Annotated in this window: 19 protein-coding genes; 10 read left to right on the top strand and 9 right to left on the bottom strand. The window is 48.1% G+C overall.

Annotated features, from left to right (window positions below; translation table 11 throughout):
• Positions 1–25 precede the first annotated feature (25 nt).
• The gene (gene cobN / locus AB3R30_RS16735; RefSeq protein ID WP_458650348.1) at positions 26–3,901 is read left to right on the top strand and encodes a cobaltochelatase subunit CobN; all 3,876 of its coding nucleotides are present in this window, start codon (positions 26–28) and stop codon (positions 3,899–3,901) included.
• 76 nt (positions 3,902–3,977) lie between these two features.
• Here cobN and AB3R30_RS16740 read toward each other — a convergent pair whose 3' ends face one another.
• Positions 3,978–4,238 carry a hypothetical protein gene (locus AB3R30_RS16740; protein ID WP_458650349.1) on the bottom strand — a complete coding sequence of 87 codons (261 nt, stop codon included), beginning with the start codon at positions 4,236–4,238 and terminating at the stop codon, positions 3,978–3,980.
• A gap of 108 nt (positions 4,239–4,346) precedes the next feature.
• Entirely contained in the window at positions 4,347–5,561 is a 1,215-nt protein-coding gene (locus tag AB3R30_RS16745) for a M20 metallopeptidase family protein (RefSeq protein ID WP_458650350.1), read from the bottom strand.
• 204 nt (positions 5,562–5,765) lie between these two features.
• Between AB3R30_RS16745 and AB3R30_RS16750 the strand changes: the two genes are divergently transcribed.
• On the top strand, positions 5,766–6,368 hold the full coding sequence (locus AB3R30_RS16750; protein ID WP_458650351.1) for a GNAT family N-acetyltransferase: 603 nt from the start codon (positions 5,766–5,768) through the stop codon (positions 6,366–6,368).
• 7 nt (positions 6,369–6,375) lie between these two features.
• Here the strand turns inward: AB3R30_RS16750 and AB3R30_RS16755 are convergent, their stop codons facing one another.
• On the bottom strand, positions 6,376–6,729 hold the full coding sequence (locus AB3R30_RS16755) for a phage holin family protein (RefSeq protein WP_458650352.1): 354 nt from the start codon (positions 6,727–6,729) through the stop codon (positions 6,376–6,378).
• Positions 6,730–6,919: 190 nt separating this feature from the next.
• Between AB3R30_RS16755 and AB3R30_RS16760 the strand changes: the two genes are divergently transcribed.
• Together AB3R30_RS16760 and AB3R30_RS16765 are read left to right on the top strand one after the other, a co-directional pair.
• Entirely contained in the window at positions 6,920–7,654 is a 735-nt protein-coding gene (locus AB3R30_RS16760) for a phosphoadenylyl-sulfate reductase (protein WP_458650353.1), read from the top strand.
• A gap of 246 nt (positions 7,655–7,900) precedes the next feature.
• On the top strand, positions 7,901–8,551 hold the full coding sequence (locus AB3R30_RS16765) for an NAD(P)H-dependent oxidoreductase (RefSeq protein WP_458650354.1): 651 nt from the start codon (positions 7,901–7,903) through the stop codon (positions 8,549–8,551).
• 53 nt (positions 8,552–8,604) lie between these two features.
• On the opposite strand, the gene dapF is transcribed toward AB3R30_RS16765, so the two are convergent.
• Entirely contained in the window at positions 8,605–9,456 is an 852-nt protein-coding gene (gene dapF, locus AB3R30_RS16770) for a diaminopimelate epimerase (protein WP_458650355.1), read from the bottom strand.
• A gap of 165 nt (positions 9,457–9,621) precedes the next feature.
• Between dapF and AB3R30_RS16775 the strand changes: the two genes are divergently transcribed.
• Both AB3R30_RS16775 and AB3R30_RS16780 read left to right on the top strand, forming a co-directional pair.
• The gene (locus AB3R30_RS16775) at positions 9,622–9,837 is read left to right on the top strand and encodes an Hfq-related RNA-binding protein (RefSeq protein ID WP_458650356.1); all 216 of its coding nucleotides are present in this window, start codon (positions 9,622–9,624) and stop codon (positions 9,835–9,837) included.
• A 177-nt stretch (positions 9,838–10,014) separates the two neighbouring features.
• The gene (locus AB3R30_RS16780) at positions 10,015–10,914 is read left to right on the top strand and encodes an alpha/beta fold hydrolase (protein WP_458650357.1); all 900 of its coding nucleotides are present in this window, start codon (positions 10,015–10,017) and stop codon (positions 10,912–10,914) included.
• A 7-nt stretch (positions 10,915–10,921) separates the two neighbouring features.
• Here AB3R30_RS16780 and AB3R30_RS16785 read toward each other — a convergent pair whose 3' ends face one another.
• Both AB3R30_RS16785 and AB3R30_RS16790 read right to left on the bottom strand, forming a co-directional pair.
• Positions 10,922–11,653: a THxN family PEP-CTERM protein gene (locus AB3R30_RS16785; protein ID WP_458650358.1), complete on the bottom strand. Its 732-nt coding sequence runs from the start codon at positions 11,651–11,653 to the stop codon at positions 10,922–10,924.
• A gap of 219 nt (positions 11,654–11,872) precedes the next feature.
• Positions 11,873–12,790 carry an alpha/beta fold hydrolase gene (locus AB3R30_RS16790; RefSeq protein WP_458650359.1) on the bottom strand — a complete coding sequence of 306 codons (918 nt, stop codon included), beginning with the start codon at positions 12,788–12,790 and terminating at the stop codon, positions 11,873–11,875.
• A 110-nt stretch (positions 12,791–12,900) separates the two neighbouring features.
• Here AB3R30_RS16790 and AB3R30_RS16795 point away from each other — a divergent pair, with 110 nt between their 5' ends.
• Entirely contained in the window at positions 12,901–15,093 is a 2,193-nt protein-coding gene (locus AB3R30_RS16795) for a DUF4912 domain-containing protein (RefSeq protein WP_458650360.1), read from the top strand.
• A gap of 125 nt (positions 15,094–15,218) precedes the next feature.
• On the opposite strand, the gene AB3R30_RS16800 is transcribed toward AB3R30_RS16795, so the two are convergent.
• The 3 genes from AB3R30_RS16800 to uvrA all read right to left on the bottom strand — a co-directional run bounded on the left by AB3R30_RS16800 (position 15,219) and on the right by uvrA (position 19,683).
• Positions 15,219–15,791: a DUF937 domain-containing protein gene (locus AB3R30_RS16800; protein ID WP_458650361.1), complete on the bottom strand. Its 573-nt coding sequence runs from the start codon at positions 15,789–15,791 to the stop codon at positions 15,219–15,221.
• A 213-nt stretch (positions 15,792–16,004) separates the two neighbouring features.
• Positions 16,005–16,355, bottom strand: coding sequence for a hypothetical protein (locus tag AB3R30_RS16805; RefSeq protein WP_458650362.1), 351 nt, complete (start codon positions 16,353–16,355; stop codon positions 16,005–16,007).
• A gap of 274 nt (positions 16,356–16,629) precedes the next feature.
• The gene (gene uvrA, locus AB3R30_RS16810; protein ID WP_458650363.1) at positions 16,630–19,683 is read right to left on the bottom strand and encodes an excinuclease ABC subunit UvrA; all 3,054 of its coding nucleotides are present in this window, start codon (positions 19,681–19,683) and stop codon (positions 16,630–16,632) included.
• Positions 19,684–20,115: 432 nt separating this feature from the next.
• Here uvrA and AB3R30_RS16815 point away from each other — a divergent pair, with 432 nt between their 5' ends.
• The 3 genes from AB3R30_RS16815 (at position 20,116) to AB3R30_RS16825 (ending at position 21,565) form a co-directional block, all read left to right on the top strand.
• Positions 20,116–20,472, top strand: a complete 357-nt coding sequence (locus AB3R30_RS16815; protein ID WP_458650364.1) for a hypothetical protein — start codon at positions 20,116–20,118, stop codon at positions 20,470–20,472.
• A gap of 138 nt (positions 20,473–20,610) precedes the next feature.
• Positions 20,611–20,973: a phasin family protein gene (locus AB3R30_RS16820; protein ID WP_458650365.1), complete on the top strand. Its 363-nt coding sequence runs from the start codon at positions 20,611–20,613 to the stop codon at positions 20,971–20,973.
• 175 nt (positions 20,974–21,148) lie between these two features.
• The gene (locus AB3R30_RS16825; RefSeq protein ID WP_458650366.1) at positions 21,149–21,565 is read left to right on the top strand and encodes a hypothetical protein; all 417 of its coding nucleotides are present in this window, start codon (positions 21,149–21,151) and stop codon (positions 21,563–21,565) included.
• Positions 21,566–21,612: the final 47 nt, after the last annotated feature.

The raw sequence follows: 21,612 nt of genomic DNA on the forward strand, positions 1-21,612 counted from the left end.
AAGCCTCACTCACTAGAAAGACATCATGCATAGATTGGCAGCAACACCGGGCGGTTGGACTCCTAATACGGACGGCGTGATCTTTGTGGAGCAAACTCCCGCCCCGATTGTGTTGATTACCGCAGCAGATACTGACATCAGCGCGATCGCTCAGGCAATGCCCTATTTACCTGACAGCTTTCCGGCGGTGCGGGTGGTTAATTTGTTGCAACTTCAGCAGCAATTGTCAATTGACACCTACACCGAAACGGTTTTAGAGCAAGCGCAGGTAATTGTGCTGCGGCTGTTGGGCGGACGTTCCTACTGGTCTTATGGCTTGGAAGTGGTGCGCGAAACGGTCGATCGCACGGGGGCAACGCTAATTGTGCTGCCGGGAGATAACCAGCCCGATCCAACGTTGATTAGCCATTCTACTCTCGCGATCGCCCAGGTAAATCAGGTCTGGCGCTACTTTCTGGAGGGCGGTGTAGAGAACATGGTCAACGCTTTACGTTGGCTGGCGCATCACGGGGTATCCAATCAGTATGATTATGAACCGCCGCAACCCGTGCCATCCGCCGGAATCTATCCCTTCCTTATCCTACCTGCGGTACAAAATGCACCCCACGTGGGGATTGTGTTTTACCGGGCGCATTATTTAGCAGGCAACCTCGCCCCAATCGATGCACTGTGTCAGGCATTGAGCGATCGCGATTTACATCCCGTTCCTATCTTTGTCTCCTCACTACGCGATCCTGATGTGCAATCAGAGTTGCTGCACTACTTCCGCCCCAAAGATGAAGCTGGCATTCAAGTGTTGCTAAATACTACCAGTTTTTCTCTAGCTCAATTAGGAGAAAGGGAACGGGGCAGTAAAACGGCTTCTGACTTTCCAGAATTGTGGCAACAGTTAGATGTTCCGGTGCTGCAAGTAATTCTGAGTGGCGGCGGGTTGGCGCAGTGGCAGCAGGAATGGCGCGGATTGTCTCCCCGCGATGTGGCGATGAATGTAGCATTGCCAGAAGTGGATGGACGCATTATTAGTCGGGCGGTTTCATTTAAGCAGGTGCAGGGATGGAATGCAGCCTTGGAAACGGAAGTGTTGAACTATCAGCCCGTGGACGATCGCATTCAGTTTGTGGCAGACTTGGCGGCAAATTGGGCGAAGTTGCGGCAGGAGAAGGTGGGCGATCGCAAAGTAGCGTTAATTTTAGCCAACTATCCGAGCCGCAACGGTCGGCTGGCAAATGGAGTCGGGCTAGATACTCCGGCAAGCTGTGTGGCAATTCTTCAGGCAATGCAACAGGCTGGATATCACGTTGAAAACATTCCAAAAAACGATGATGAACTGATTCGACGACTCACCGCAGGCATCACGAATGATCCCGAAACGAAAGGGATGAATCCGGTTGCCCAACCTCTGGCGATCGCAGCGTATCAAGCTTGGTTTGATACCCTTCCGGAAATCGTAAAAACTCAGATTAACCAACGCTGGGGAGATGCCCAAGACTCATTTGCGATTGCCGGAATTCAACTCGGTAATATTTTCGTGGGCATTCAACCTTCACGCGGATATGACACCGATCCTACACTCAATTATCACGCGCCTGATTTAGAACCAACCCACGACTATCTCGCGTTTTATCAGTGGTTGCGATCGGACTTTGGCACTCATGCGATCGTCCATGTCGGCAAGCATGGCAACTTGGAATGGCTCCCTGGCAAAAGTGTTGCTCTGTCTGAGGATTGTTACCCTGAAGTCGCTTTTGGTGCGATTCCCCATCTGTATCCATTTATCGTCAACGATCCGGGAGAAGGTTCCCAGGCAAAACGGCGATCGCAAGCCGTGATTATCGATCACCTAACACCGCCGATGACTCGCGCCGAACTCTATGGCGGTTTGCAACAGCTTGAAGGTCTAATTGATGAATACTACGAAGCCCAAACGCTTGATCCAACTCGATTAGCAGTAATTCGCGATCGCATGACAGCCTTGATTCAGCAAGAGAATCTTAGTCAGGAAGTTCAAGCCATGGCAGGCGATCTAGATCTTGCCCAATTTACCCCCGCCGCCCTAATCGAACTGATCACCAACGCCGATCGCTATTTGTGTGAACTGAAAGAATCCCAAATTCGCGACGGCTTACACCTCTTTGGACACTGCCCCGCCGGACGACAACTGCGCGATCTCATCGTCTCTATCGCCCGCCATCCATCACCAGGACGGTTAGGCTTAACCCGCGCGATCGCTCAAGCCTGGAACCTCGACTTCGACCCGTTAACTGCCGATCCAGCGCAGTTAGTTGAGGAATGGGCAGTAGATAATGGAAAAAGTTGTACGACTTTTAACTTTCCTACATCTAATTCAAAACTCAAAACTCAAAACTCAAAACTCAAAATATCTCCTATGGAGACACTGCGTGAACAAAACTCTCATCCTCGCACCATCGGAGACGCTGTTGATATCATTGAAAACTACGCCGCAGAGCAGGTTGAGCAATTGCTGCATGGAAGTGTTTCATCGGATCATCCTGAAATATCCACAGAGTTGAACTGGATTCGCGATCGCCTCTTGCCCGATCTGCAAAATACTACTCAGGAAATGTCCTACCTTCTGCATGGATTAGCCGGAGGATATGTGCCAGCGGCTCCGTCAGGTGCGCCCACACGGGGTCGTCCGGATGTGTTGCCCACAGGACGCAATTTCTATTCGGTAGATATTCGCGCCGTGCCGACTGAGAGCGCTTGGGATGTGGGGCGTAAAGCGGCTGAAGTCCTCGTCGAAACCTATACTCAAGAACATGGCGAGTATCCCAAAACTTTGGCGTTATCGATGTGGGGCACTGCCACGATGCGAACCGGGGGCGATGATTTGGCGGAGGCGTTGGCGCTGTTAGGTGTGCAGCCCGTCTGGGAAGGTGCCTCGCGTCGAGTGATTGATTTTGAAGTGTTGCCGCTGTCGATATTGGGTCGTCCGCGAGTGGATGTGACGTTGAGGATTTCGGGCTTTTTCCGGGATGCGTTCCCCAACTTGATTGATTTGTTTGATCAAGCAGTGACGGCGATCGCGACATTGGATGAATCGGCGGATCAGAATCCCCTGGCGGCACAGGTGCAACAAGAAACCCAGGAGTGGCAGCAGGCAGGCTTGACGGTTGAAGAGGCAGAGCAGCGATCGCGATATCGAGTGTTTGGTTCAAAGCCCGGTGCCTATGGGGCTGGATTGCAAGGATTGATTGAATCGCAAAACTGGGAAACTACAGAAGATCTTGCCCGTGCTTACCTCAACTGGAGCAGCTACGCTTACAGCGCTCAGGGCGTGGGTTACTCGGCACCAGAAGCATTTGAACGTCGATTAACTGATCTGCAAATTGTGCTGCAAAACCAGGACAACCGCGAACATGATCTCCTCGATTCCGATGATTATTACCAGTTTCAGGGCGGGTTAACCGCAGCCGTACGATCGCTCCAAGGACAAAATCCAACGGTCTATTTTGGTGATCATTCCCTGCCAGAAAATCCAAAGGTGCGATCGCTGCAACAGGAGATTGCGCGAGTCTATCGATCGCGAGTCGTTAATCCAAAATGGATTGCCGGAGCGATGCGACATGGCTATAAGGGAGCCTTTGAAATGGCGGCGACAATTGACTATTTGTTTGCCTACGATGCCACAGCGGAATGCGTTGCAGACTATATGTATGAAGGCGTGGCAGCAGCGTATGTCCTCGATCCGCAGGTGCAAGCATTTGTGCAACAGAAAAACCCTTGGGCATTGCGCGATATGGCAGAACGGCTATTGGAAGCCCATCAACGAGGCATGTGGGAAAATGTGGATCAGACAATGCTGGATCAGTTGCGATCGCTCTCCTTGGAAGCCGAAGCCGACATCGAAGGACGGTTAGGAACCATGGGTGAATCGTAGAACGACTAATGGTTTTGGTTAAATTGGGGAGAGTTAATCCGCGATCGTCATCCCAAACTCCATCGCGGCTCCTGATCTAGATCTTGCCTTCAAATCGTTGGTGCCAGATGATATTAGCAACTACAGTTGCCGCTAGAGCAATACCGCCTCCAACCCAAGCCAGCATTGGATTATAGCCGCTACGACTTAACGTTTTGAGCCATACATGGGTGAGATCAGAAGCCACGAGGCGATCGGCAATCCAGGGAAACAGATACATTAGCGCTGCACCCACGATTAGCCAGCCCACCATAGAGACAAGCAAAAATATAGTTTTGGCGGTCGATTGGCTACCCATGAGCGATCGCGGTAAAGAACTATCGTTGAGATTAACACGTCGAGATTAGCACGCAGCGCTATAGCTAGTTATCAAAACTCTGATTTTGAAGTTTACTTTGTTTATTATTTAGCGCTGACAAAATTTTTCGACACAGCGAACGAAGATTTCTACACCCATGCTGAGGGCGGTTTCATCAAAGTCGAAGCGGGGATGGTGGTGGGGATAGGCGAGTCCTTTGGCGGCGTTGGCGGAACCGAGAAAGAAGTAGCAACCGGGAACCGCTTCTAGGAAAAAAGACATATCTTCGCCGCCCATCGTTTGACATTCGGGCACGACCCCGATCGCCGACTCCACAACTTCTTCCGCTACAGAGCGAACTAGATCGGAGATCGCGCGATCGTTAATCACAGGGGGATACAGTTCCCAATAGTTCAGGTTGTAAGTGGCACCTTGGCTTTCGCAAACGCCCTTAATCACCTGCTCCATCCGCTTGCCAAAATAGCCTTTATACAGCGGATTGAAATAGCGTACAGTCCCGCTCATTTTGGCGCTGTCGGCAATCACGTTATGCGCCGTGCCTGCATGAAATTCACCCACCGTCACCACGGCTGAATCGATTGGGTTAACATTACGGGCAACGATCGCTTGCAATGCATTCACCACTTGGGCACCCACTACCACAGAATCAATCGTTTGCTGCGGAATGGCACCATGTCCACCTTTGCCCTGAATCACGCACTCAAAGCATTCTACCGCCGCCATCAGCGCGCCGCTTCGCACTCCTACCGTACCCAGAGGCAAATTATTCCACAAATGCAGCCCAATAATGGCATCCACATCTGGATTTTTTAACACACCTGCTTCGACCATCGGTTCCGCACCGCCCAGCCCTTCTTCTGCGGGTTGAAAAATAATTTTGACCGTGCCTGCAAAGTCGTCTCGATGCTGCGATAGGTAATAGGCAGTGCCTAGCGCGATCGCCGTGTGTCCATCGTGACCACAGGCGTGCATGATACCGTCGTGCTGCGACTTATAAGGGACAGCGTTTTGTTCTTGAATCGGCAATGCATCCATGTCGGCGCGAATGGCAAACACTTTCCCAGGGCGATCGCTGCAAATGGTGGCAACGATCCCCGTTTTGGCAATCCCCGTTTTGTGTTCAATTCCCCACTCTTGCAGTTTTTCGGCGACAAACTGTGATGTCAAAAACTCCTGAAAACCCAACTCTGGCTTTTGATGCAGCCGTCGCCGCCAGTCTACAATTTGTGGCTGGAGTGCTTGAATTGCAGCACGAATGCAGGACATATTGACGGGAAGCGCAGTTAAAGGAGTAGAAACCATGGCTAAACAAATTTTTATGCGTGAAAAGTAGGCGCTCTATAGCCCCTTATATAGAGTAACGAGTTATGCTTTGGCTCAACTGCGATCGCCTAAATCTCTTTATTCCAGACCTTACCGCAATGGATTAGCATCATAGGGGGAAAGTTTCCAAGCGCGGTATCGCGTAACTCTTCCCCTATCACTGTCTACGCCCCCATTCCACTCATGCTTGATCCTCTTCCCCTGCCGCCCGACTGCGTTCTACGTTCTGCAACACCTGCCGATAAGCCGCTGATTCAAAGCTTGCTAGAGCAGTTTCGGCGAGAAGTTTTGCCCTCTCTTTCGGACTCTGAGCGTACCTTGAGAGGACTCGCGATCGCCGCTGGCATCTTGCTAGGTGGTTACCTGGTGATTTCCTTAAAGCCAGGACAACTGTTGCCATTGGTGGGGGTTGCAGGAGCGGTGGGTTTCGGCGTAGTGGCTGTTCAAGTATTGACCTGGAACGAAGGCTGGGAAAACTTTTGGGTGATCGAGCAAAACGATCGCTTGGTTGCCTGTGCCAAATTGCGCTGCTACAGTCGCTATTCCGTGTTAAACGACCTATTTGTGGTGCCAGAATTGCGCGATCGCGGCTTAGGCTCCTACCTGATTAACAATTTAGGACAAAAAGCAACGAAACCGCTTTATCTCACCTGCTTACCTTCCCTAGTACAGTTCTATATGCGCCTTGGCTTTACGCCAATTTCGGTTAATCATCTTTCACCTTTGCTGCAATTTGACTTGGGCATTCCCAATCAACTAACCGTGGTGCCGCTAGTGATGAAGTGATCGCCAGTTAGGAAGGTTTGAGCGCTTGCAAGACCCAATTGACAAGCCAAGAGACGACAGAAAGCACGATCGCGCCCAAAAATGCTGGGAAAAAGCCGCTGACAGATAGACCCGGCGTGAGGGAAGCAACGATCCAAAACGCGATCGCGTTCACAACAAACAAAAACAAGCCCAATGTCAAAATCGTGAATGGCAACGTAAACAGAACTAGCAATGGACGCACAATCGCATTCACAAAGCCCAAAACCACTGCGCCAATCAACGCTGCCGTAAAGCTATCGACTTTGAAGCCAGGAACAAACTGAGCCGTCAGAAATATCGAAAGAGCGGCAGCTAGCCAAGTCAGAATAAAGTTAAGCATGATTTTTTTTAGTAAGGGGTTAGTAATTATTCTGTCATCATATTTGACGAGATCATTTCAGTGTATCTAAGCGCTGACCCCAAAGACTACGCTTGCCCAATTCAGTTGTTTAGATTGAGGTATAGATCGGGGTAGACGCTTGATAGAATAGACTCTGCGGAACCCGACCCTTTTAGAGAACACTGAAATTATGGCGCAAACAATTGCCACACTCGATATTCCCAGTTTGGCAGCAGAACTGACTAGCCAAAGTCCTCAAAAAATTCTAGAGCGATCGCTAAACCTATTTGATAACATTGCAATTTCTTTCAGCGGTGCGGAAGATGTGGTGCTGATTGACATGGCGCATCGATTAAACAAAGCGGTCAAAGTTTTTAGCTTAGATACCGGGCGGCTTCATCCTGAAACTTATCAGTTCATCGATCGCGTTAGAAAGCACTATGGCATTGCGATCGACATCCTCTTTCCCGACGCAACTCAAGTAGAAGAGATGGTCAGCACCAAAGGGCTATTCAGCTTTTATGAAGATGGACACAATGAATGCTGCGGCATTCGTAAAGTTGCCCCACTGCGCCGCAAACTTTCCACCTTAGATGCCTGGATTACAGGACAACGACAAGATCAAAATCCTGCCACCCGTGGAAAAGTGCCGGTTGTGCAAGCGGATACTGCGTTTTCGGCAGGCGATCGCACTTTAGTAAAGTTCAACCCCCTCTCCAACTGGACTTCTGCCGATGTTTGGATGTATATTCGCTCCTACGAAGTGCCTTACAATTCCCTACACGATCGCGGCTTTGTCAGCATTGGCTGTGAACCTTGCACACGAGCCACTCTACCCAATCAGCACGAGCGGGAAGGGCGCTGGTGGTGGGAAGATGCGACCAAAAAAGAATGCGGTTTACACGCTATCAACCAACCTTCATAGATTTCAGAGTGCGGAGTTTAGGGTGCGGAGTTTAGGGTGCGGAGTTCAGGGTGCGGAGTTCAGGGTACGGAGTTCTAAGGTTGATTGCCGCAAAACTCAAATTATTTCCCACAGAAATGCAATGTGATCAAAACTCAAAACTCCGAACTCAAAACTCAAAACTCAAAACTCCGTTCTCTCCTACACCACCTCAGCTAAAAGGTGTGGAGTATACTCATCGAGTAATCAGCGCAATGTTTTTAATCTATGAGTCTAACCACACCGACCGATTTACTCGATCGCCTAAACTGGCGATATGCGACCAAAAAGTTTGATTCTACTAAAACAATTCCAGCAGACATCTGGGCGGCTTTAGAAGAATCCCTAGTCCTGACTCCCTCTTCCTATGGGCTGCAACCCTGGAAGTTTTTGATTGTCACAAATCCAGACCTGAAAGCCCAACTCCAGCCCTTGTCTTGGAATCAGGCGCAGGTGAGTGAATGTTCTCATTATGTAGTGTTCACGATTAAAAAGAATCTCACGGCTGAGCATGTTGATCACTTTGTAGCACGCACGGCTGAAGTGAGACAGGCTGAGCCAGAATCGTTAGCGGGCTATCGAAAAGTGATGGTTAGCGATGTGGTGTATGGTGCCCGCAGCCTTAGCGTCAATGAATGGGCAACTCGACAAACCTACATTGCGTTAGGCAACTTTATGACCTGTGCGGCATTGCTGGGCGTGGATACTTGCCCAATGGAAGGGATTGAACCTGCCAAGTATGACACGGTTCTAGGACTGCCTGAAAAAGGGTATGCGACAGTTGTTGCATGTGCCGCAGGCTATCGATCTGAAGATGATAAGTATGCGACTTTGGCGAAGGTAAGATTTGAGAAATCTGAGGTGATTGAAACGTTGTAACTATAATTGCGATCGCAATCATGATTGCGATCGCGGCGGTTTCATCGCTTGAGTCAACTCTGGGATGCGCTATAGTTTCCAGCAAAGACTCGTTCGGCAGGTCCCGTCATATACAGGTGGTTGTCTGTTTCTGACCATTCAATTAACAGGCACCCACCGGGAAGCTCAACAGTGGCACTGCGATCGCTGAGATCGGTTAACACGGCTGCCACTAATGCGGCACAAGCGCCTGTTCCACACGCTAGGGTAATCCCTGCGCCCCGTTCCCAGACGCGCATTTTCAAATAATCCGATCGCACCACCTGAATAAATTCAACGTTAATTTTTTGGGGAAATGCAGGATGGCATTCAATGGGTGAACCCACTGTTTCCAAAGAGATAGCGGCTACATCATCCACAAACGTGATGCAGTGAGGGTTACCCATATTGATGCAGGTCACGTTCCAGATTGTCTCGGCTGCTTCGAGGGAGTGATTGACCACGGGTTGATCAGGCTGTCCTAACGTGGTTGGAATGTCTGCTGCCCGTAAGATCGGTTCACCCATGTCTACGGTGATTAATCCATCGGCGGTCAATTTTGGTGTAATCAGCCCACCCAAGGTCTGAATGGTGTAAGACCGTGGCTCGGTGACTCCTTCCAAATCAGCAATGAACCGGGCAAGACACCGAATACCATTGCCACACATTTCTGGCTCAGAACCATCAGAGTTGAAAATCCGCATGGTGTAATCAGTGCCGTTTTGCCCCGGCAGCACAAAGATTACGCCATCTGCGCCAACCCCAAAATGGCGATCGCACATCGTCGCGGCTTGGGCTGGCGTGAGGCGAGGTTCATCAGACAGGCGGTTATCAATCAGAATAAAATCGTTGCCTAATCCGTGGTATTTGGTGAACTCAATTTGCATGATGGTCTTATAGATGTCTAAAGAGAGTGCAGTAGTCGAAGAAAAATAAGCTATAAGTCGTGAGGATAGAAAAGTTGTTAGGGTTAAAAGCTCAGCATTAGGCTGAAGTTCTTAAATCAAACTGATGACGTATAAAATTGATCCTTCCTTCATGGGGCACCAAAAATGACCACAGAACTTGAGACAGGGCTACCCAGTGTTCGCCAAATTCAAAACCTGATTCGAGATGGCAATGAAGTCGAGCTAAAGCTAGTTACAGGGGACTTATTAGCCGGAAAAATTAGTTGGCAAGACAATCATTGTATCTCGCTAACAGATCAGTATGACCAACCCACCATTGTCTGGCGGCAAGCGATCGTCTATCTCAAACCTCGCCTCTAAAATACGAGTTGCGAAATCCTGAAGGCTAAGCATAGAGTGGTTGACAATCAGCGCAACCCACTTGTGAGCGATAAGACCCGTAATGTAGATTTTCAATGGTAGTAAGGAATACAATAGTACAGGGGCTTCATTTCCAATGAATGCCTAAACGGGGTTACTTTCTCTGACAAAATTCCTATGACTGTTCTTGCTGAGTGGCATCATCACTTTGTTGAAACCAATCGCATTCGTTTACATTGCGTTACCCAAGGAGAAGGGGAACTGGTCGTTCTGCTTCATGGCTTTCCAGAATTCTGGTATTCTTGGCGGCATCAAATTCCTGCCTTAGCGCGCCACTTTAAAGTCGTTGTGCCTGATCTGCGCGGCTATAACGAATCTGATAAGCCTGCCACTGGCTATGATCTTGAAACCCTGACGGCGGATATTCGCGGTTTAATTGAAAATCTCGGCTACACTCGCGCTCATGTGGTAGGGCATGATTGGGGTGGCGCGATCGCCTGGAATCTTGCCCAAAAGTTTCCGCAACACTTAAACCGACTGGCTATTTTAAGTGCGGCTCCCGCCCCAAAATTAGTCCAAGAACTGATTAGCAATGTTGATCAAGTTCGTCGCAGTTGGTATGTGTTTGCCTTTCAAATTCCCGGCATTCCAGAGTGGCTGATTCAGCAAAACCTATCAGAATTTGTCAAAAATATTCTGCGAGAGCAAGCCGTTCGCAAGGGCGCGTTCTCTAAAGAAGATGCTCAAATTTATCAATCGGCTCTGGCTAAACCAGGTGTGCTTTCTGCGGCAATTAACTACTATCGACAACTCTTGCTCCCTTGGAACTGGCTGCGCGACTGGACACCCAAACTGGTCACAGTGCCAACGTTGGTTTTGTGGGGCGAAGAAGATTCCTTGTTTAGCCCCAGTTTAACCAGCGGGTTAGATCGACTGATTAGCGCTCCTTTCCGGCTTACCTTCATTCCGCACTGCGGACACTGGATTCAACAGGAAGCTCCACAAACCGTTAACCGAGAGTTGCTCACTTTTTTCAGGCAAAGTAGCACAGAACTGAATGGTGAAGCTGTAACTTAAGAATAAGTTAGGAACGACGTTGGCGACGGCGTAGGTAACGGAAACCTGCCCCGGCTAACATGACTCCCGCGATCGCGGTTGGCTCCGGTACAGCAGCACTTGTTTCCGTCTCAACCACTCTGCCAAACAGAAATGCTTGATTAATCCCGTTTTCCTCAGAAATAAACTCATTCACCGCCGTTCCATTAGGCGTTGGGCTAAACCCTAAAAGCTCTAAAGTATAAACTTTCTGATCCACAGTGAAAGAGTTGCTGGAAGTTGTGGCAGCAAAGGAGATTTTGTCCGAACATCCCGCTGCATTATTGGGGGAATAGGGACAAGGATTCAGGGCATTATTGGTTTCATCAATCGCTAGATTGAATAAAAATGTTTGCGCGGGAACTGGCAGAGTTCCACCAAAGTTTAAATTAAGTGTTAACCCAATTGGTGTTGGTACAAATCCAAAAATGGGATTGTTGAAGTGGCGTAATGTACCTAGATTGAAAATAGTGCCAAACGATGCAGTTCCAGATTTTCCAGCAAATCCTAAACCACTCTTACCTTCAATGCCGCTGGTAACACCTGTACCCCACCGAATTTGGTTTTCTGCTCCTACTGTTTGATAGGCAACTTCAGGGTTCGCGATCGCGTCCCAAGCACCAGAAGTATTAAAGCTAAAAGCCTGAGCGGGGGCTGTCACAGTCAATACAAGGGCAGTGATAGAAGTCACCTGACAAACCGTTTCTATAGCAAATCGCATTGTTAAAACCTATCTAAAATCTATCTGTGAAAACTGGATACAAACTGCTGTGGGTAGCCTTGCTATACACTTCTCAGTAAGCACACTTAAACAGTGAACAGAGGCATCGGCTAAAAATTTTAACCTGTTGAATCTACCGCCAGTATATTCACTGTCGAGGTTCGTAAACTTGAGTTCATCGTTTCTTTAAAATTGCAAATTTGTAATAAAGTTTATTGGCTAGCCGCATTGCGATAAAAACTGTTGTAGGAGGGCGATCGCGATCGCAGGTTGTTCTAAAGGCAACAACACGCCTGCATTGGGCACCTTCACAAAGGCTTTAATATAGGTCGAATTAAGACTCGCAAGCCGTTGTCCTAAATCGGCGCTGATGAATTGAGCAGACTCGCCCCATAGGATCGTCGTTGGCGTTGTTAGTTGAGGAACATAGGTTGCCAAATCAAAATAGAGATCGCCCCGGAGAAAGGCAAGTGCAGCCGATTGAGCGTTGTGCTGCTGGGCTGATTCTAAATAGGCAGCCACCATTTCCTGAGAAACTCGGCTGGGGTTGGCAAACAAAAATCGCTCTAAAAAACTACGCACGGCAACTTCATTCATTGCCCCCAAGCTGTAAATCAGTTGATCCAACAAAGGCATCCCGATCGCTGGCAACGGCAATCGTCGTCCCGCATCTTGCCCAAAATCGGCAAAACCAGCAGGGCAAACCAAAAATAACGCCTTAAATAAGTCAGGGCGTTGTACTGCAAGACGCACCGCGATCGCTCCCGTTAAAGATGATGCGATTACAATGGCAGGGCGATCGACTTTCAGGGCGCGATCGCTACCGCAGGTCTTCTCCAAAAATTCTGTAAGCGTTATCAGGTAATCTTCTACCCGATACTCTCGCACAGGATGAGCAGATTTTCCCCAGCCAATTAGATCAGGAGCCATTACCCGATAAGTATCCAAAAATGCTGGATAAACCTTTGACCATTCATAAGCAGAAGCCCCGCCGCCAAAATTATGTAAAAAAATGAGCGGTTGAGCCTCAAATGACGGCATCAACCAGGGATCAGCGATCGCAACGTAATACACCATTTCGCCCAAGGATGTTTCAACACGCTGTTGCCCCATACCGGGCGGATGAAACTGAAGCATAATCAATGTGCCCGATTTAAATAAACTGAACTAAACTCACCATACGCAGAATTTCACCGTAAAATCGATTGGAAAATTTAAAAGCTTTTACCTCGTCAGGGAGACTGTATATGAAAACCTCTCAGCATAAGTACATTTCAATTCTTCCCCTGGCGATTTTGCTTGCCCTAGCAGCATTCCCCAGGCTTCAGGGCAGTGGATTTCTGCTGCCAGTATTGGCTCAGTCTGCCCCCTCAGCCCCCTTGCCGCCAAGCTCCGTGCCAGCGGATACCGTTGTTCGGGTAACAGGCTCAGGCAGTATGGCAGCGATTACCCAAACGTTAAAGCAAGGATTTGAGCAGCAATATCCAGGAGCTAAGGTGAACTTGGCGATCGCTCCAACCACTGATGCCTTGCAAGCACTTAAAGAGGGGAAGATCGATCTTGCCGCTAGCGGTCGTCCGTTGACGAAGGAAGAACAAGCCGCAGGATTGATAGCGGTGCCCGTAGCGCGACATAAGATTGCGCTGTTTGTGAAAGAAGAGAATCCGTTTCGAGGGACTCTGACGATTGAACAATTTGCCCAAATTTTTCGAGGTGAGATTACCAATTGGGCAGATATAGATGGCACGGATGCACCCGTGCGGTTAATAGATCGCCCTGCAACAAGTGATACTCGACAGGCATTCCTAAACTATGACGTATTCCAAGCGGCACCATTTAAAACTGGAGAATCGGCATTTACAGTTACAGAAGATCAAACCGCAGCCGTTATCGCCAAACTGGGAAATGATGGCATAGGTTACGCGATCGCCGAGCAAGTCCTAGATCAACCAGGCATTCGGATTGTTTCCCTCTATGACACGTTTCCCGACAATCCCAAATATCCCTTTTCCCAACCGCTGTCATATGTCTATAAAGCGCCGCCTAGCCCAACAGTGCAAGCCTTTTTAGGCTATGCATCCACTCCAGAAGCGGCGATTGAAATTGAAAAGGCAAGAGTTCAAGCTGCCAAACTGCCCGAAACAGGCGCAGGTGCCGCCGTTCCTAATACTTCCCAGCCATCCCCATCGGATTCTGCTAATCCACAGGATGGGCGTGATGGGAATTTTAGTTGGCTATGGTGGCTCTTGCTACCCCTTTTAGGCATACCGATCTTGGTATGGTGGCTCAAAGATCGGCTGGGCACGTCGGCTGGAGGGGCGGCTATTGCAGCCAGCGAACCGCCCCAAAATAGCCGTATTATATTAACTCCCCGAAACTGTCAGGATGCTTATGCCTATTGGGAAGTGCCTGAAGGTGCCAAAAAAACGCTCCAAAAACAGGGCGGAAAACAACTTCTGTTACGGCTTTACGATGTGACTGGCATTGATATTCAACATCAGCCACCCCATAGTATGCGCCAGTTTGAGTGCCGTGAAGGAATGCAAGATACTCACCTCCCGATCGCCCTAGACGATCGCGATTATTTAGTCGAACTGGGCTACATTACCGATGACGATCGCTGGCTGTCTTTAGCCCATTCTGTCCCCGTGCGAGTGCCACCATGCAGTCCTGGAGAGCAAGGTTTAGAGAGGGGAGCGATCGCACTGGCAAGCGCCCCGTTAGTGGGAGGTATAGCAGCAGGAGCTACAGCCGCGATTCCGCAAAGCAGTCCCGACTGCCGAATTATTTTAAGTCCACGAAATTGTCACGATGTCTATGCCTATTGGGAACTCGCTCCAACTACACAGATGGCACTACGGCGAGAAGGACGAGAGAAGCTAGCCATTCGCCTGTGTGATGTGACCAATATCGATCCCGATCTCCAACCGCCCCATAGTATTCGGCAATTTGAATTTGATGCTCGTGCCCAAGATGTTCATTTGCCGATCTCCGTGGATAACCGAGATTACCTGGTGGAATTAGGCTATCCTATCGCTGGCAACCGCTGGGTTAGACTGGGGCGTTCTGAACCCGTTCGCGTCCCCCAATGTAACCCTACTCCGATGCAATCAACTCAAGAAAGCCAAATTATTTTGGCACCCCATGGAGGCTCCAACGCCTATGCATCATGGAATCTAACAGATTTTCAAAAAAAATCTGCACTGAGCCAAGGTGGGCAAAAAATGGCGCTTCGTCTCTACGATGTGACCAACATCAACTTGGATTATCAACCGCCTTATGGCGTTTACGAGTATGAATGCAGTGAAACTGACCACGATCGCCACTTATCAATTCCAGCGGGCGATCGCGACTATCTCATTGAAATAGGCTACGTCACTAATGAAGGTCGTTGGCTAAAACTAGCCCGTTCTGAGGCAGTTTACATCCCCACAGCTTGAGCTTTGTACAGCCATGGATGGAGTAACACTGGAGAGGTGAAGAGGTGAAGGAATAAAGAGGTGACTATTTTTATCTCTTGACTCCTTACCCTCTTGCCCCATTTGGTTAAAGCTAATAGATGCGACTACTGCTGCGGTGCGTTGAGAAAGCGCCCAGCAAATTTCATTACGTCGCCCAAATCGGTATCGCCATCGCGATCGCTGTCTAGAAAAGCGCTTAGGAGTGGATTTCCACCTCGGTTACCCGGCGTAGGCGCACCCATATTGAAAAAATTCATCACAATCGGTAACACTGAAGGCAATAGGCTTTGAATCATGCTGGCGTTCATACCAGTTTTTTGAGAAATATTATTAATTAGCTGTTGTTGCATTTCAGCAGGAATCATAGATTGCAGTGCTGACATATCAAAATTACCGCCAGATACTTGTCCCATCATGCCACCTAGCGGGTTTGCACCTGCAAATTGACCCATCATGCCAGCCAGTTGAGATGTTCCACCTGCTGCGGTTGCTTGCTGCTGTAATACTGGGCGCAAAGAACCGCCAACAGCAGATATTAAGGATTGTGTCGCTGAAGCATCTAGTCCATTTTTGCCAGCAAATTGCTGGACTGCATTCGTCATGGAGCTTAATCCCTCAATGCTTGCCTGTTGATTCGGATTATTTACAGCACTGAGTACGTCGAAGAAAAGTCCCATAATATTATTCCTTTTAGTGTCAAATCGTTTCAGCTTGATCAAAACCGAGTGGGAACCGTCGGTAGCTATTGTGTCGGATTCTGGAAAAGCTGACAAGCGATCGTCGATACCCATAAATCATGAATATCGCCTAATTAGGAATTTGTCTATAAATTTAATCCTTTCTCAACGAAAAGAATTGATAACTGGAGAAGATCCCAGTAAACGAGAAACTTAGCGACAATCACCCAGGTTGCTATAAACGCCGCCAGTAGTGTAGCAGCTTAAGGTTTGCACTGGTTTCCTTGAGGTGGTGGTGGGTGTGGTCGAAGATTCATTATATCGACGCTTCCCATTTTCCCTAAATTTGCGACCCCATTCAGCACATTCTGCCTCTTTTTCGGGGTTGCTACCAGTCCGAATCATTCTGCAAGCACCCGGAATTCCGACAACTTTTGATGAAGGAAAGGTGTAGGCATTGAGTTCTTGAGGTTGACCTGCTAGAACCGAAGTGGAATGGAATAGGGCTGCTGAAACCGATGCAACTATCGCGACGAACCCCGTCAAGGTGTGTAGGTGTTTCATAAAATCTAGGTGAAGAAGAAATATGTGAGCCAAGATTATGGGTTTAGGCTACCCACTTCTTGTTCTACTTTTACAGTTGTAAGAAAATTTCTGCAATTCTACGATATGCCAATAGATAGACTTACGTTGTACTGAGAACGAGTTTATTGAGGTACAGTCTCAAGCCCTTAACAAATCTAAACTATCAGCGAAAATTGCCTAATTCGGAGGGGTTGGTTAGTCACAGAGTTGCCTAACTATACTAACTAGCAGCTATCTGACCGCCCCTACTCTCCTAAGCTGTGATAAGAGGTGAGGAATAGTGCTGTAGAACTTGTTTTAAGTATTTTCCAGTATGGGAATTTGGGTTGTCTGCTACGGTTTCTGGGGTGCCAACGGCAATCAGTTCTCCCCCGAGATCGCCGCCTTCTGGTCCGAGATCAATTAGCCAGTCAGCACATCGAATCACATCCAGATTGTGTTCAATCACCAAAATAGAATTGCCCTTGTCCACCAAGCGTTGGATCACATCTAGCAATTTGTGAACATCGTAAAACGATAAGCCTGTCGTAGGCTCATCAATCAGATAAAGGGTTTTGCCCGTTGCCCGTCGAGACAATTCCGTTGCCAGCTTCACCCGCTGCGCTTCTCCGCCCGACAATGTGGGAGCCGTTTGCCCTAACCGCATATAGCCCAATCCTACATCTGCCAAAGTTTGCAGTCGATTAAAGGCTTGAGGAATGTTCTTAAAAAACTCAGCCGCCTCTTCCACGGTCATGTTCAGCACGTCGGCGATGGATTTTCCCTTAAATTTGACCTGCAACGTTTCGCGGTTATAGCGTGCCCCTTTGCACACTTCACACTGCACATACACATCCGGCAAAAAGTTCATTTCAATCACGTTCACGCCCTGACCCGCGCAGGCTTCACAGCGACCGCCTTTGACATTAAACGAAAACTGCCCTGGTTTATAACCCCGCGCTTTTGCTTCAATGGTTTCGGCAAACACGTCTCGAATCACGTCAAACACCCCTGTATAAGTAGCAGGGTTAGAGCGAGGGGTGCGTCCAATCGGCGATTGGTCAATCACAATCACTTTATCAAGGGCGCTTAACCCATCAATTCCATCCATGTCTTTAGGAAACGGAATTTTACTGCCGAAGTGGTGTTGGAGCGCGGGATGAAGCAGTTCATTGATCAGGGTTGATTTGCCAGACCCGGATACGCCTGTGACGCTGACCAGTTCGCCTAGGGGAATTTCGACATCAATGTTTTTAAGATTGTTGCGGTGGGCATTCCGAATTTTGAGCGATCGCCCATTTCCTTTGCGGCGTTCTGTGGGTGTAGTAATTACTTTGCGCCCTGATAAATACGCCCCGGTTAAGGATTCTGGGGCGTTCAATAAATTCTCGAAACTGCCTTCTGCAATAATTCTGCCGCCATGCACCCCGGCTCCAGGTCCAATATCTACCAGGTGATCGGCAGCCCGAATAGTTTCTTCATCGTGTTCAACCACGATTAAAGTATTGCCAAGGTCGCGCAGATGAACGAGCGTTTTTAAGAGGCGAGCATTATCTCGTTGGTGTAGCCCAATACTGGGTTCATCTAGCACATACAACACGCCCGTTAGCCCAGAGCCTATTTGGGTAGCCAGCCGAATCCGCTGAGCTTCACCGCCAGAAAGGGTCATAGCGGCGCGATCGAGAGTAAGATAATCTAGCCCTACATCCAGCAAAAACTGGAGTCGAGCTTTGATTTCCCGCAGCACTAGATCGGCAATTTGTGCCTGCCGGGGAGTTAAGTTCATTTGATTGACGCGGTTAAGGCACTCGCGAATCGAAACACCCGTTAAATCGGTGATGCGATATTGCCCAATCCGAACGGCGATCGCTTCAGGACGAAGACGCTGCCCCATGCACACTTCACAGGATTGATCAACAAGGTATTGCTCCAGTTTTTGCTTATAAGTATCAGAATTCGCTTCTTGATACTGGCGTTCTAGCATCGGCAAAGCGCCCTCATAGCGGCGGCTGTAGCCTTTTCCTTCCCGATAGCGAGAGTCTACATCAATCCAGATCGGATCTTTGGAGCCATGTAGAAGCACATGCTGTTGCTCATCGGTGAGTTGCTTCCAGGGTGTTTGGATATCAAAGCCAAAAGCGGCGGCAACACTGCACAGCAAGGCAAGATAGTAAGTGTTGTCTTTGTCTGACCAGGGGGCGATCGCGGCGTAAACAGGCAATTCTGGTTTCGGAATCACCAATTCTGCGGAAAATTTGCGGTGCATTCCCAAACCATGACAGGCAGGACAGGCACCATAGGGCGAATTGAAAGAGAACAATCGCGGTGAAAGCTCCTCCATGACCGCGCCATGTTCAGGACAAGCAAAGTTTTCGGAGAAGACTAAAGGGCTGGGGGCTAGCAGTTCCACGCTAGGAGGTTCACCATAGCTGCCCCCTTTTTCAGCGACCTTCAGCGATTGCCCCCCTGGAAACGCAACCACATTGCCCGGTTCTTTATTTCCTATTCCCTCTTCCCTCTTCCCTGTGCTCTCTTCCGTCAATATATCAATGATGGCGATACCTTCAGAGTGCTTCAGGCAAGTGTTCAGAGAATCGACTAGGCGTTCTTGGATTCCCTCTTTTCTGACTAAGCGATCAACTACGATTTCGATCGCGTGTGCCTGGTTTTTATCCAGTTCAATTGAGTCTTCTAGTTCGCGCACTTCACCGTTAATCCGGACTCTGACAAAACCCTCAGCGCTCAGGCTAGACAGCAGTTTTCGATGAGTTCCCTTTTTACCCCGAACTACAGGAGCCAGGATTTGAAAGCGCGTGCGATCCGGTAGTTCCATGATGCGATCGCACATTTGATCAATGGTTTGGGGCGCAATCGAGCGATCGCAATGGGGACAATGAGGCTCACCAGCCCGCCCATACAACAAGCGCATGTAGTCATAAATTTCGGTAACGGTGCCCACCGTAGAGCGGGGGTTATGAGAAGTCGATTTTTGATCGATAGAGATGGCAGGACTTAACCCCTCGATGGCATCCACATCCGGCTTATCTACCTGACCCAAAAACTGACGAGCATAAGCACTCAGCGATTCTACATAGCGACGCTGCCCCTCTGCAAAAATCGTATCAAACGCAAGAGAAGATTTGCCTGAACCAGACACCCCAGTAAACACAATCAGGCGATCGCGGGGCAACTCTAGATCAATATTTTTTAAGTTATGCTGCCGTGCGCCCCGAATCCGAATCGTACTAAGCGGAGAGGGGAAAACAGGACTGTGACCGTTTTGAGAATGAACGGCTGAATCGTCTGAACTATTCCGGCGTTTAGGCATAGAAACCGAAGGACACATTCCTTAATGATTTATAGATTCTATCGTCTCTAATCGATATTGCACCTTTTTAGCTAGAACAACCCTGCTTCCAACACGGGCAGCTTGGTTCAATTTGCCTGCTATTTAGAGCATCAACTCACGCCGATCTTTCAGATCTTTAATTCTTTTTTTAATCTTTAATAATTAAAAATAATTAAATAATGGCTGACTTAAATAAGTAACCGTCCATTTAGTTGATTTAATTATTAGCTATACAATTGAAGAAAGAAAAATATTTTCTTTTACCACCCCAACGACAGAAACATAATTATAGGACGTTTTTACTATTTGCAGACTAGAAAAGGGCTAATTACTGGATGGAGTTGATACTTTAGGTAGAGCATAGGGTTAACTGAAAAAGTTAAGTTTTTACAAAAATATCTAGCAACAAATATGTCTAATTCAAGCGAGACAGTTAATTTATCAGAATTGTCTGATGAAGCTCTTCTAGAAATTTGCAGAGCCGCTGAAGTAATCGCCTGCGAGTGTCCTGGTTATTTGGCGCGTTTGCTACGGCAAGTACGAACATTCCGCGTTTACACTACTAGCTGTATTGATCAGTTTCCCTCGGATGCTGACACTCATCTTTGGTTGGCAGACCAAGCCACACAGATTGAAGACATTCTTTTGCAAACGATGATTGAGCTAATGCAAAAAGAGAATTTAATTGATGATGCTCAGCAGGTTTCACTAGACAAGTTATCGGAACGGGCACGCGCTACGATGCTAAAACAGGTAGGTATGCCATAACGTAGATTGCTACCCAGAAATAATGGCAATTATGAGTTAATTTTGCCTATGCTAAAGAGGTAGAAAGCAGGAGTTCTAATTTTAAATTTGATTGACCTGGCAAGACTTTAGATTAGGAAGATTAGGAGAAAACAAACGATGGGGCTGGGAGATATTGTCCAAAAAGCGATGTATTTGGGAGTAGGGTTGGCTTCCCTAGCCGGGGAGAAAGCCACCGAAAAATTGGCTGAACTGCGATCGCAAGCCCAAAAGCTTGCTGATGAAATGGTGGCACGGGGCGAGATGAACACTGAAGAAGCGCGTCGTTTTGTGGATGAAATGGTTAATAAAGCTCAAAATCCTCCTGTCGAAAGTTCTAGTTCTAACCCTTCAGCCGAGCCTCGTAAAATCGAGATTTTGGATGAAGATGAATCAGAATCCCAAACTCCTAATGATGTAGATGAAATGCGTCGTCGGGTGGAAGAGTTACAAGAAGAGTTAAAGCATCTACGAAACAATTGACTCTTAGGCTTTGCCAGTTTTTTACAGGTCAGATTTTAGGCTATGATGGCTGCATTCATTTTTGCAGTTGTCCAAATTGTATGATTGAATACTGTCTAGCAAATGTATTTGAGGATGCGCCCCATTCCTCCAGTGTTCTTTGAAACAATCGAAAAAATAATCGAAATAGGTCACTATGGAAAGTTGGTCGCAGGAATTCTCTGAAATGATGCAGATTTTGGTAGAAGGGGTTGAGCAGTTGGTGACTGACGTGACCCAACAGATGGATAAGGCGATCGATTCTTTTATCGACACATCAGAAGAGATTGCTCAGCAAGTGCAAAACACGTTTGAGCTTGAAATTGAACCGTACCTTAACGAATTTTTTGACCCTATTTTAGAAGCGTATCTTGGGTTTGAGATTGTGGTTGAAGAAACGACCCAACCGTTTACTCGCACAGTGGAACCGATGTTGAATGATCATGCGGCTTGTGTTGGGTGCCGTAACTATCATGGTCAAGCATACAACGGTGTGATGCTGGTTTGTGGAATGCATCCATCTGGTTGGGAAGAGGAAAAGTGCCCCGATTGGCAATCAACTTGGAAAGAATAGTGAGCCTTGCTGTAGGGACACTTCTGTTGAAGGAATAGCGAAGAGCA

The organism is Sivoneniella epilithica UHCC 1019, assembly GCF_040830845.1.
In the GTDB taxonomy this organism is placed as follows: domain Bacteria; phylum Cyanobacteriota; class Cyanobacteriia; order Leptolyngbyales; family Leptolyngbyaceae; genus ULC077BIN1.